This is a genomic window from Arthrobacter psychrochitiniphilus, from assembly GCF_003185915.1.
GTDB lineage: Bacteria > Actinomycetota > Actinomycetes > Actinomycetales > Micrococcaceae > Specibacter > Specibacter psychrochitiniphilus.
On record NZ_QHLZ01000005.1, the window covers coordinates 211,605 to 224,018 of the forward strand.

At 60.1% G+C, this 12,414-nt stretch carries 9 protein-coding genes; 7 read left to right on the forward strand and 2 right to left on the reverse strand.

The window, feature by feature from the left end:
* Nucleotides 1–20: 20 nt before the first annotated feature.
* Together CVS29_RS09710 and CVS29_RS09715 are read right to left on the reverse strand one after the other, a co-directional pair.
* Nucleotides 21–1,859 carry a molybdopterin-dependent oxidoreductase gene (locus CVS29_RS09710; protein ID WP_110106119.1) on the reverse strand — a complete coding sequence of 613 codons (1,839 nt, stop codon included), beginning with the start codon at nt 1,857–1,859 and terminating at the stop codon, nt 21–23.
* 91 nt (nt 1,860–1,950) lie between these two features.
* Nucleotides 1,951–3,414 (reverse strand): sugar porter family MFS transporter, encoded by a 1,464-nt coding sequence (locus CVS29_RS09715; protein WP_245932154.1) that lies wholly within the window; start codon nt 3,412–3,414, stop codon nt 1,951–1,953.
* Between the two features lie 338 nt (nt 3,415–3,752).
* Between CVS29_RS09715 and CVS29_RS09720 the strand changes: the two genes are divergently transcribed.
* The 7 genes from CVS29_RS09720 to mgtA all read left to right on the forward strand — a co-directional run bounded on the left by CVS29_RS09720 (nt 3,753) and on the right by mgtA (nt 12,226).
* Entirely contained in the window at nt 3,753–5,630 is a 1,878-nt protein-coding gene (locus tag CVS29_RS09720; RefSeq protein WP_110106121.1) for a transketolase, read from the forward strand.
* 31 nt (nt 5,631–5,661) lie between these two features.
* The gene (gene tal, locus CVS29_RS09725) at nt 5,662–6,723 is read left to right on the forward strand and encodes a transaldolase (protein ID WP_110106122.1); all 1,062 of its coding nucleotides are present in this window, start codon (nt 5,662–5,664) and stop codon (nt 6,721–6,723) included.
* A gap of 85 nt (nt 6,724–6,808) precedes the next feature.
* Nucleotides 6,809–7,297: a PRC-barrel domain-containing protein gene (locus CVS29_RS09730; protein WP_110106123.1), complete on the forward strand. Its 489-nt coding sequence runs from the start codon at nt 6,809–6,811 to the stop codon at nt 7,295–7,297.
* A 35-nt stretch (nt 7,298–7,332) separates the two neighbouring features.
* Nucleotides 7,333–8,031, forward strand: a complete 699-nt coding sequence (locus CVS29_RS18855) for an FAD-dependent oxidoreductase (protein WP_218868001.1) — start codon at nt 7,333–7,335, stop codon at nt 8,029–8,031.
* Between the two features lie 32 nt (nt 8,032–8,063).
* Complete coding sequence (locus CVS29_RS09740; RefSeq protein ID WP_245932155.1) at nt 8,064–8,825, forward strand: diacylglycerol/lipid kinase family protein; 762 nt, start codon at nt 8,064–8,066, stop codon at nt 8,823–8,825.
* A 262-nt stretch (nt 8,826–9,087) separates the two neighbouring features.
* On the forward strand, nt 9,088–9,597 hold the full coding sequence (locus tag CVS29_RS09745; RefSeq protein WP_110106124.1) for a universal stress protein: 510 nt from the start codon (nt 9,088–9,090) through the stop codon (nt 9,595–9,597).
* Nucleotides 9,575–12,226, forward strand: coding sequence for a magnesium-translocating P-type ATPase (mgtA, locus tag CVS29_RS09750; RefSeq protein ID WP_110106125.1), 2,652 nt, complete (start codon nt 9,575–9,577; stop codon nt 12,224–12,226). The genes CVS29_RS09745 and mgtA overlap by 23 nt, the downstream gene beginning before the upstream one ends.
* The last annotated feature ends 188 nt before the right edge of the window (nt 12,227–12,414 follow it).

Consider the following 12,414-nt stretch of genomic DNA (forward strand, 5'->3'; position numbering starts at 1 on the left):
CGGACTTAGCCGCTATTGATTTAGATCGATTGGCTGTAACCAAAGAATTCGTGATCGTTGTTGTAACCGCCTTGGCCACCGCCAACTTCGGAGAAGTCCTCAACGAATTCGATGCCCTTGATCCACTTGACCATTTTGAAACCGAGCTGGACCTCATTACGCAGCCGCAGAGGGGCGCCATGGCCGTAGGACAGGGCTTGATCGTTCATATCGTAAGCGAGCATAGTCAGCTCATAATGCATTTGCTCGATGGGTTGGGCATCGTAATACAGGCCCTTGTCGGAGCCCTCGGCGAAGGAGTAGAAAACAACCCACTTGGCTGCCGGGGCTGGTTTGACCAGGTCCATGATGGTTTGCAGTGAGACGCCTCCCCATTTTGCAACCCCTGACCAGCCCTGGATACAAAAGTGCTGGGTGATCTGCTCATGCTGGGGTAGGGCACGCAACGCCATCAGATCCAGGTGCACAGGGTTCGCTACCAGCCCGCTGACCTGCAACTTATAGTTGGCGAAGTCGCCATCCCTGAGGTCTTTATATTCCTGTGATTCGGGATATTTGCCGTTGTGCCAGAAATAGGGAGAGATGTCCTTCTCCGTGTACTGCCCCGGCTTGGAATCGATATGTTCGAATAAACGTTGTGCGGGGCCAATCAAGGCATACCCGACCCGTTGTACCTTCCGAGGGTAACGGTACGTCAGCGGGGTCGCTGCCACCCAGGCGACCACCACGATGACCATAGACGCGGCAAAGATCCAGAATCCGGTCCAGGATTCGCTCTCCTGCGCGGCATACATGTGATTGAGGTTGGCTAAAGCACCAGTCGTCAGGACCAAGGTGACATGGATGACGATGAACAAACAGAAATAGCACATGACTAAAAAGTGCAGGGACCGGGCCACCTGAATACTAAAAATGCTACTGATCCACCTGAATTTTGTGGACAGTGCTGGCGACATGCCCAAGCCCGTGATCAGTGCCAGCGGAGCTGCGATGAAGACGGTCAGGAAATACGCGATCAGCTGCAGGCTGTTGTAGTTGGTCCAGCCTGTTTCAACGGGCCAGTTCAAGGACAAGTATTGGATGACGACTGAGATGGAGTTGGGGATGACGTCCCAGTGCAGCGGCACCAGACGCAGCCACTGCCCCGTGGAGAAGAGCAGAACATAGAAAATGAGGCCATTGAGCAGCCACAGCGTGTCGATGCCCAAGTGCCACCAACGTGCCAGCCCGATGGTGTGGCGCCGGCCCGGCAAGCCGACTCCGGCGGGCAACGTGATGGAGTCTTCTTTTGCGGTGTACAGCGGATTGGTGGGAACAGGTTTTTGCATCCGGAACCAGCCCCTGCCCGGGGTGCTGTGGCGGGTCCAGTACAGCCGGGGATGATCAGCTAAGATCTGCCAACCTGAGCGGATGATGAAGAGCATGAAGAACAGGTTCAAGAAATGCTGCCAGCCCAGCCACGCAGGGAAGCCTACAGGGGCATCGGCGCGAAGGCTTGAAGTTCCGGGATACTCGGCCATGAAAGCCGCCACCCCAGGGAGCCCGCGGATACCCTTGGCCACCGCGATCCCGATGACCAACACTACGAAGCCGATCGGAATCAGCCACAGCAGATTAAACCACTTGCTGGCACCGATCCGTACCCGGGGAGCCACCCCGTATTGTGCCGGAATCGAGCCAGCCCACTCGGGGTCGATGACGTCGTCGTCCTTGTGAGTGAGTTCTGAGCGGAAGCTCTTGTAGGTGGGTGGACCCTCATCCGTTGCGGGCACCGGAGGCAGCTGGGAGTGTGCGCCTTGGGCAGGGACGGATGAGGTTTCTGATGGAGGATCCAGATTATCGTCTGGGTGACGTGCCATATTTTTGAGCCTATCCCCACTGGTGTGGATCTGCTAGGGTGCCAAGCTGACCACTGTCGATGGATGAATCCCAGCGTGGCGGTTGCGCCGGCTATGTCCTTGGTGGTGTCTTGTGGCGTATCAGTTTGCTCTTGTCCTCAAGTTCTAGACCGCTGACCTCAGGCAGCAGTGCCTTGACGAACCAGAAGGACAAGACGGCAAAGAACGCAAACCCGGCGTAGACGAAGCCAAGGCCGACGGCGGCACTCATGATCGGGAAGAGCAGTGTCACGATGAAGTTGAAGATCCAGTTGAATGCTGTGGCGATGCCTAGGGCCAGTCCACGGATCTTGTTCGGGAAGACCTCTCCCAAGACCACCCACATCACAGGCCCCCACGTGGCGGCAAAGAAGATGACGAACAAGTTGGCACCGACTAAGGCGATCGGCCCCCATGGTGCCGCGAGGGTCAGGGAGTCCCCTGAACCAGTCGCTTGGGAGAACGAGATGGCGGCCGCAATAAGCCCCACGAACATGCCCACCGAACCCACGAGCAGCAGGCGCTTACGCCCTACTCTGTCGACGAAGAAGATGGCCACAAACGTCAATAGAACGTTAATGGTGGCCGTGATGACGGAGGTTGTAAAAGAGTCTTGTTGGCTGAACCCCACAGACTGCCACAACGTGGTGGAGTAATAGAAGATCGCGTTAATACCCACCAGCTGTTGAAAGGCGGCCATGCCGATGCCGATCCACAGGATGGGTTGGAGCCCCAGTGCGGGCCCGCGCAAGTCGCGGTAGGTGGAGCGCTTTTCGTTTTCCAAGCTGTCTTGAATTTCTTTCAGGCGCTGCTCCGGGTTCGCTGGATTGGCGACGCGCACAATCACCGCGAGCGCTTCCTTACTGCGGCCCTTGCGGATTAGAAAATGGGGAGATTCGGGGATGGTCAGGGACAACAAACCATAGACGACGGCGGGAATGACACCAACCAGCAGCATCCACCGCCAGGCAGGCATGCCCCACCACAGTTCGTTGCTGGCGCCGCCTGCAGCCCCGGCCAGACCGGCGTCGGAGAGCAGTGCCAAAAAGATGCCCAGGGTGATGGCTAATTGCTGGAGCGAGCTCAGCGCGCCACGCATGCGGGCAGGGGCCATCTCACCGATGTAGGCAGGGGCTATGACCGAGGCGATGCCAATGGCGAGTCCACCAATTAGCCGCCACGTCATCAGGTCCCACACGGCGAAGGCGTATCCCGAGCCGATAGAGCTGGCAACGAACAAGAGCGCGGCCAAGACCATGACGGGCTTGCGTCCCCAGATATCTGCAAGTTGTCCGGCAAACCATGCGCCGACGGCACAGCCGATCAAGGTGATGGCGACGGTGAACCCGATGGCTGCGGAACCGAGGTTGAAGTCGGACTGGATTGAATTGACGGCGCCGTTGATCACCGATGTGTCAAAACCGAAGAGCAGACCACCCAACGCGGCCGCGAGGGTGATGACGATGATTCTTCCCTTATGGGGAATGGAGTCGCCCCCGGGACGCGGGACGGCCTCTTCTGTTGGACTTGTTCCCACGTGGCACCGCGATCCTGGCCCTCTTGGATGGTCACTAGCGAAGCTGGGCCTGTTCTTGGGCTGTGGCCGTCGGCTGCCATGCGGCTCGGCAACCTTGTGAGGAAATCTATCACTTTGCCCACAAACGCAACAGAGCAGGCAACGGTGCAACAGCAGCCACATCTGTACCCCTGAGGGCGGCTGTCTGGCTGTGTTCTGTGCTCTGGTAACTAGGGGCTCTGGTGGCTGTGGATCCACGGGTGTAGCTTGATTAAAGGTGCCGCCCAGACCCTGCAGTTCACTGTCTTGATCACTCATGGAAGATTTCCACGAGAACCCCCGGTGGCAGGAGCCCCACCATGCATGAAGAGCATCTTGCTATCAACCGCAGACTAGCTGCACAGTTGCGGGTGGACTCTATCCGTTGCAGCACCAGTGCCGGTTCAGGCCACCCCACCTCGTCCTTGTCCGCGGCAGATCTGATGGCGGTCCTTTTGACGGGACATCTGCGTTACAACTGGGATCAACCCGATTCCCCGGTCAATGACCATCTGATCTTCTCCAAGGGCCATGCGTCCCCGCTGTTGTACTCCATGTACAGGGCTGTCGGGGTGGTCGATGAGGACGAGCTCATCAATACCTACCGCCGCTTGGGGGCGCGCCTGGCCGGGCACCCCACCCCGACAATTCCATGGGTTGATGTGGCAACAGGTTCCTTAGGCCAGGGCCTGCCCGACGCCGTCGGGATCGCCTTGGCCGGGAAGTACCTAGACAAGTTGCCCTTCCACGTGTGGGTGTTGTGCGGGGACAGCGAGACGGCTGAGGGCTCCATCTGGGAGGCGTTGGACAAGGCCAGCTATTACCAGTTGGGGAACTTGACCGCGATTGTGGACATCAACAGGCTGGGCCAGCGCGGCCCCACTGAACTTCAATGGGATGTACAGCGATATGTTGCCCGTGTGGAAGCTTTTGGGGCCCGTGCCATCGTCATTGACGGTCACGACCTAGCTGCCATCGATACGGCACTGCGCCAAGCTCGCTCCGATACAGATACGCCCACAGTGATCCTAGCCAGGACCATCAAGGCCAAGGGCGTGACGGAGTTGGAGGACAAGAATGGCTGGCACGGCTTGGCTCTCCCGCCGGAGATGGCGGAACGGGCCATCAGTGCGCTGGGTGGACCCACCCATTTGGTCATCAAAACACTTTCACCAACCCAGGGCCACGCAGTCCCGGCCATCAAAGCCAACCCGGGTGCCGCCGTCGTACTTCCCAGCTATGAACTGGGCGAGAAGGTGGCCACCAGGGTAGCCTTCGGAGCTGCCATCGCCGCACTGGCGGCCCGCCCCGAGGTCGTCGTCCTTGACGGGGAGGTCGGGAACTCAACGCACGCCGAAGAGTTCGCCAAAGTGTGCCCAGAACGGTACTTTGAAATGTTCATCGCAGAGCAACAGCTGGTCGCATCGGCCGTGGGCTTCGCGGTGCGCGGGTACGTACCCTTTGCGTCCACTTTCGCCGTGTTCTTCTCGCGTGCCTTTGACTTCATCCGCATGGCCGGGATCTCACAGGTCAACATCCGATTGGTAGGCTCCCACGCCGGAGTTGAGATCGGGGAGGACGGACCATCCCAGATGGCGCTGGAAGACCTAGCCGCCCTGCGCGCTGTATACGGTTCGGTCATTTTGTACCCCGCTGATGCCACCTGCGCTGCCAAGCTCACCCTGACGATGGCCGACACCGAAGGCATTGTTTACCTGCGCACCACAAGGGGCGCTTACCCGGTGATCTATCCCGCTGCCGAAGCGTTCCCTGTTGGCGGCTCGAAACTCCACCGCGCCGGGCCCGAGGACCAGGTGGCCCTGATCGGCGCCGGCGTGACGCTCCATGAGTGCCTGTCTGCTGCCGAGGAACTTGCGAAGTTGGGCATCATGGCCCGGGTCATTGACGCCTACTCGGTCAAACCCATCGACAGGGCGGCCCTGATTGAGGCCTGCAACGTCACCGGCAGCCGTCTGGTCGTGGTGGAGGACCACTATCCTGAAGGGGGATTGGGCAGCGCGGTGCTGGAAGCCTTGGCCGATGCCCCCGTGCCCGCACTGAGAATTGCGCACTTGGCCGTCCGCGGACTGCCCACTTCAGGCAAGCCCTCCGAGCTCCTGGACGCCGCTGGCATATCTTCCCGGCACATTGTGACGGCCGCACGCGAACTAGCCGGGCGCGGACACAGCGATGACTGACACAGCGGGCACTGAAACAGAAGGAAACACGATGAAACCAACACAGCAACTGCACGAGTTCGGTCAGAGCCTCTGGTTGGACAACATCACCCGGAACCTGCTCGATTCCGGCACGCTCGAGCGTTACATTACCGAGGACTCCATCACCGGGTTAACGTCCAATCCGAGTATTTTTGACAAGGCTATTGCAGCCGGAACTGACTATGACCAGGACATTGCCGGCGGCAAGGTGGCAGGGGGCTCCGATGAGGAAGTCTTCTTCGACCTGGCACTGGCTGACCTGCGGCGGGCCGCCGACCTTTTCGCCCCGGTCCATGCACGCACCGACGGGGTGGACGGCTGGGTCTCCTTGGAAGTCTCCCCTTTGCTGGCCCGGGACACGAACGCCACCGTGGAACAGGCAAAGGCGCTGCACGCAAAAACGGAGCGTCCGAACATCTTTATCAAGATCCCAGGAACGGCCGAGGGCCTGCCGGCCATCGAGGAGTGCATCTTTGCAGGGGTGCCCATCAATGTGACACTGCTTTTCTCGGCCAAACAATACCAAGATGCCGCCGAGGCATACCTACGCGGCATCGAGCGGCGGGTGGCTGCCGGGTGGAACCCCGTTGTTCCCTCCGTAGCCTCGCTGTTCGTGAGCAGGTGGGACAAAGCTGTCGCCGGACGGGTTCCAGACCACCTTGAGAACCGGCTGGGCATCGCTGTCTCGACGCTTGCCTACAAGGGGTACCGAACGCTGCTGGAGTCCGCGAGGTGGGGCCGGCTGGCCAACGAGGGAGCCAGGGCTCAGCGCTTGCTGTGGGCGAGTACCTCCACAAAGAACCCGGCCGCGCCGGATATTTTGTACGTCCAAGCGTTGGCCGCGCCCTTCACCATCAATACGATGCCTGAGGCCACGCTGTCCGCCTTCGGCGATCATGGGGAGGTGGGAGACCTACCAGTGGCGAAGGCCCAAGCCGCGAAGCAGACCCTGTCATCCTTCGCTGAGGTCGGCATCGACCACCAGAAGCTTGCCGGAGAACTCCAACACGAAGGCACCGAATCCTTCGACGCATCATGGAAGAACCTGTTGGAGAGTATCCGCTCCAAGTGATAAATGGTGACAGCAAGCAGCCGCTAATACCGAGTCTGCCGGGAATGCAGGGGACGCCGGCACAGCACCTGCGAAAGGATGAACCATGGCAACAAACGAGGCACCAAACGAGAACAGCAACAGCACGCTCATGAAACTTAGTGACATGGGTGCCAGCATTAAACTAGGCGATGAGGATGTCCGTAAATATTCCGTGAAAGACAAGGACGGCCACGACATCGGGAAAGTCCATGACCTGCTGATCGATCCGCGCGAAAAAAAAGTCCGGTTTTTGGTGGTGGAATCCGGCGGGTTCCTAGGGATGGGCGAGAAGAAGTCATTCATCCCCGTTGACGCCATCACCGGCATCACCCCGGGCGAGGTTCACATCGACCAAACCCGTGAGCGGGTAGCAGGGGCGCCGCCGTACGACCCAGAGCTGGTCACCACACGGTCCTACCACCAAGACTCCTACGGCTACTATGGCTACTCGCCTTACTGGATGGGTGGCTATTCATACCCGGTTTTCCCCTTCCACTTTTTAGGACCAGACAAGGAGCCAGAACCACCTTCCGATTCCACTTCTTCACCCTGAGGTGCTGCGCCATGTCACTTCTAAGAACAAAACTCGTGAAGAAGGAAAAAGCAGCCGAAGGGACCATGCTGTTCCAGTTTGAAAAGCCTGAAGGATTCACGTACACAGCCGGTCAATTCGCGGACTACACCCTGCTTGAGCCTTCAGAGACCGATGCGGAGGCAAACACCCGGGGATTCACGCTTGCCAGCGCCCCCTATGAGCCGAACCTGATGTGCACAACCCGCATGCGTGACACCGCATTCAAGCGTGTACTCAAGAACATGCCTTTGGGCACCGACGTGGAGCTGGATGCCCCCTACGGTTCTTTTACCCTGCACAGCAAGCTGGACAGGCCCGCGGTTTTTCTGACCGGCGGAATCGAAAATCACGCCTGTGCGCAGCATCATCTTGCAATCGGTCCACGACAAGACTGGGCACATGATTATGTTGTTCTACTCCAACAAGCGTCCCGAGGATGCAGCATTCCTGGACGAGCTGAACCATGTGGCAGATGCCGAAGCCAACGTCACCGTCGTGCCCACTATGACGGGGCCGGAAAATCCCGGCATGGCTGGACCGGGGAAACCGGGTACGTCGATGCAGCGATGCTGGCCAGGCATATCCAGGACCTGAGCGCGCCGATCTACTATCTTTGCGGGCCAGCCAGGATGGTGACCGCCATGCGCAGCCTCCTCAACGGTGCAGGGGTAGACGACGACGATATCCGCACCGAAGAGTTTACCGGCTACTAGAAGCCGGCGGCCAGCCCCGTTTCTCAAGGATCGTGGTGATCTTCGAACCGAACCCGGAGAAGGTCGCGCCCTATCTGAGCCGTCAGCTGTGCACGGAGTTGGCCGTACGCATGCCGGAGATCCTTATCGAGCAGCTGCCCACCAGCCATGCCGGGCACGGGCGTGAGTTGGCCAGGGCCGCTGCACAGCAGTCCTTGGCGTCCTGCTCTGGTGGCGAGGGTTCGGGTGGATTGCCACTGCTGATCGTGTCCGTCAGCGGAGACGGTGGTTTCAACGACGTGGTCAATGGCGTCATGGACGTCCCCAACAGCACCACGATCTGCGCCGTTTTGGCGGCTGGGAACGCCAATGACCATCGGCGCAGCATCGCGACCATGACCGTCGTGGACGCGATCGTTGCCGGGCCCATCCGCCAGATGGACCTGTTGAAGTTGACTGTCCGTGACAATGGTGGCCTAACCAAAGAGCGATTTGTGCATTCCTATGTTGGTTTCGGACTCACTGCGGCCATGGCCCGCGGGATCGAAAACTCTGGCAAGGGGCGGGTGCCTGAACTGTTTGGCGTGGTACTAACGCTTCCCAGGTTGCGGTCCTTCGAAATAGTGCGGCCCGACGGGGCCCGGGCCCGGTTCGACAGCCTAGTTCTTGCCAACGTCAACGGAATGGCAAAGTACGGAACTGTGAGCGACTCAAGGATTCCTGCCGACGGGCAGTTCGAGGTCATCTCCCTGCCGCACACCACGCGTGGGGCTCGGTCACCAGAGAAGCGTTTCCCGTTACGAATTCAGTACTGAGGTCCCTTTGCCAGGCCAATTCGATGGTGAGATCTTCGACGTTCCAGCTGGTGCCTCCGTTCTGGTGGAAAGCGCCCACCGTGCTCTGCGAACGCTCGGATAGCAGCTCGCCATGAAGACCCTCAACGGGCCCGCAGAAAGGGCTGGGGATGGTGGAAACGCCCATTGGTAGAGATAGCCGGTGCGGCCAGATAGAGACTTTGGACCCTGTGCACGGCTCCCGCCGGGAGTCAGTATGAGAACTAAAAGGACGGTTCATGCCATGAAAGAATCGACACGCCCAGAAGGCTCGCCAGTTGTGGTGGGAGTCGACGGTTCACCGGAATCAATTCTTGCTTTGAAATGGGCAAACACGTTGGCACCAACCCTCGGGGCCACCATCACAGCGGTTATCGCATGGCATCTTGAGTCGATGTACGGCCCCTTCGCATCTTCTGACTGGGATCCTGAATACACGGCACAGCAGGTCATCGAAACAGCGCTGGTTCACGCATTCGGGGACAAACCGCCTGACGGCATTGGCAGCAAAATTGTCCGCGGCCAGCCAGCGAAGGTTTTGCTGGACCTGGCTGAATCGGCGCAGCTTCTCGTTCTCGGCTCACGTGGACACGGCGGATTCGCAGGCTTGTTGCTGGGCTCTGTCAGCTCGGCCTGCGCCGCACACGCCACCTGCCCGGTGCTGGTTGTGCACACTGAAATGAAGCAAGAGAGATTGACCAGCCCTGCCCAAGGATTCCAAGGCGGTGACGATGAGCCTGCTGGCAAAGCATGACGTCAACGGCCTACCGATAAAGTTGCTGTCCATCGCAGATGCGGCCCAGAACACGCCCGAGCAGGTGCTGGCTGAACTTGACTCGAGCGCTCTGGGACTTTCCAGCCGTGAAGCGCAGGATCGCCTGGCTGCCGTGGGACCCAACGCGCTGCGCAGTCACAAGGCCAGCCCATGGTCAGTGCTGGGCCGGCAGCTGGGCAGTCCCATTCTGATCCTTTTGATTGTCACTGCCAGCCTGTCCCTGTTTCTCGGGGATGCGACGAATTCGATTGTCATTGGGGTCATCCTGCTGGTCAGTGTGGGCTTGGGCTTCAGCAACGAATTCCGGGCCGAACGCGCGGCCGAGGCACTGCATTCCCGCGTCACTCACACGGTTGTTGTCCTCCGGGACGGCACTGCCTGCCAAATTGACGTGGTGGGTTTGGTGCCCGGGGACGTGGTGCGGCTGGCCTTGGGTGCCATCATCCCGGCGGACATCCGGCTGCTGACCAGCGAGGAGATGTTATGCGATGAAAGCATCCTCACGGGGGAGTCCCTGCCTGCGGAAAAGACCACTTCAGCCATCGTCGGGGAGGCGGCACTGGCGGACCTTTCCTGCTGCCTGTTCATGGGAACCGTCGTCCAGAGTGGAAGCTGCGCGGGAGTTGTCGTCGCCACCGGAGGCCGGGCCGAGTTTGGTCGAATTGCCATGGGTCTGGGGGAGCGTCAGCCGCAAACCGAATTCCAGCGGGGCCTGAAACGCTTCTCCTTTCTGCTGCTGCAAGTGGCCGTCGGCCTGACAACACTGATCTTCATTGCAAACCTCCTGCTGGGCCGCCCCCTGCTGGAGTCCCTGCTGTTCTCCCTGGCCATCGCCGTCGGCATCACCCCGCAGCTGCTGCCCGCTGTCGTTAGTACCTGCCTCGCAGCAGGAACCCGGGCCTTGGCCAAGCGGCAGGTGTTGGTCAAGAGGCTCATCTGCATCGAGGATCTTGGCGACATGGATGTACTGGTCACGGACAAAACCGGGACCCTAACCGAGGGGCGTATCAGCTTCCAGGCGGCCCTGCCCATCCTGCCCGAGGTTTCCGAGCAGGGGCTCTTCACGCTGGGACTTGTCGCCACTGAAGCTGACTACACGCACGGCACAGTCTCCACTGTGGGCCAAAACTCCCTTGACGCCGCTCTCTGGGAATCGCCGCAGGCCAACGACTTTGATGCTGGGCGCCACCGCAGACTCGGCATCATACCGTTCGATCACAGGCGCCGAATGACCAGCGTTCTGGTGGTGGATGCGGCCGGTGCCCAAAGGATTGTCACGAAGGGCTCACCCGAGGATGTCATGGAGCTGTGCTCCAATATCCCGCCGCATGCGCTGGCGCAGTTGGATAAACAGTACGACGCCGGGGCACGGGTCATCGCCGTCGCTACCCGCACCGTCGTGGGCATGACCGCGATCAAGCCAGCGGATGAGAACAGTCTGACCCTGGCCGGTTTCCTCATTTTCCTGGACAAGCCCAAGGCCAACGCCAAGGACTCCCTGGTGGAGTTGGCTTCCTTGGGCATCGCTGTCAAGATTGCCACGGGAGACAACGCCAAGGTTGCCGAAAAAGTGTGCCGGGACCTGGGCTTGGTGTCCGGCGGGACGCTGACGGGCGTCCAAGTTCAGGCGCTGACGGATCCGGAACTGGCCACGGCCGTCCGGGACATAACTATTTTCGCCCGGGTCTCACCCGAACAGAAGGCGCGCATCATCCGTATGTTGCGCCAGGACGGCCGCGCTGTCGCCTTTCTGGGTGACGGCGTCAACGACGCCCTGGCGCTGCACCACGCCGACGTCGGCATATCCGTGGACAGTGCCACCGACGTGGCCAAGGATGCGGCCGACATTGTGCTGATGGACAAGGACCTTGGTGTCCTGGCCGAAGGAGTGCGGGAAGGGCGCCGAATTTTCGCCAACACGATCAAGTACGTCCTCATGGGAACTTCGAGCAACTTCGGAAACATGTTCAGCGCCGCAACCGCCTCCGTTGTGCTCAGCTTCTTGCCCATGCTCCCTGGCCAAATCCTGCTCAACAACCTTCTCTACGACACCGGCCAGCTTGCCATTCCCGGGGACAAGGTCGATGCGGAGCAGCTGCTGGCCCCCTCTCATTGGGACATTGCGTTCATCCGCCGGTTCATGCTCTTGTTCGGCCCGATCAGCTCACTGTTCGACTTTGCCACGTTCGGCCTCATGCTGTTCGTCTTCACGGCGGCACCGGGGGAGTTCCGGGCCGGCTGGTTCATCGAGTCCATCGCCACCCAAACCCTGATCATCTTTGCCATTAGGACCCGGCGCGTGCCGTTTCTGCGCAGCCGCCCCTCCGCCGGACTGCTCTGGGCTTCTCTGGGTGTTGTGGCGGTCGGCATCTATTTGCCGCTTTCACCCTGGGGCGCCATCTTGGGCTTTGATCCGCTGCCCGTGCCCTTCTTTCTGGCGTTACTGGCGATGACGGTGGTGTATCTGGTGCTGGTGGAATTTGCCAAGAGATGGTTCTTTTCCCGCCCATCCCAAGGACGGCCGGTGGCGCGCGGCCGCGGACGCGCCCACCACATTCACCGGCGTGCGGCAAGATTTAGTGTGGCCGCTGCGCTGAAATCGCCGTGAAGCCGCGAAACAGGTCAAGCAGTGAAACTGTGAAGCCGTGCTGCGGGAAATCAGCGGCCAGTTAGGGCTTCTTTCGGAACAGGCCCAGTCGCGGGGACGTGTACGCTGCTGCGCCGAGGGGAGGTGCATCCAGAACTGGACCAGCCGCCAGCCGATCACCCCCAGAAGTGCTACTCCTGCCGGTGTGC